The organism is Rhizobium ecuadorense, from assembly GCF_001187535.1.
In the GTDB taxonomy this organism is placed as follows: domain Bacteria; phylum Pseudomonadota; class Alphaproteobacteria; order Rhizobiales; family Rhizobiaceae; genus Rhizobium; species Rhizobium ecuadorense.
This window is the reverse complement of the sequence record NZ_LFIO01001173.1, coordinates 1-253: the sequence shown is the minus strand read 5'-3', so window position 1 is coordinate 253 and position 253 is coordinate 1. Positions and strand designations below refer to the sequence as shown.

Here is a 253-nt window from a genome sequence, read left to right as displayed (position 1 = left end):
GCTCCAGCCGAAATATTCGCCCGAGATGACGAAGCCGACTGCAAGTCCCCATAAATGCAGCCCGGTCAGGCTCTTGGCGAGCGTCGGTTGAGAATTTGACATGATTGTTCCCCTTTTTTTTAGATTGAACTTTATGTTTCTTGGTGTGGCAGCGCTTCTATGGCGCCTTCGGCATTTTCCTTGAGATCGACACCGGTCAGCTGCAAGCGAAGCGCCTCCCGGACGGTCCAAACGATCTTGTCCGCTGCGATCT

1 pseudogene is annotated in these 253 nt (G+C 53.4%); it reads right to left on the bottom strand.

Features of this window, described 5'->3' with window-relative positions:
• Nucleotides 1-131: 131 nt before the first annotated feature.
• Nucleotides 132-253, bottom strand: a pseudogene (locus tag AF337_RS45615) (ethanolamine ammonia-lyase subunit EutC); the annotation flags it as partial.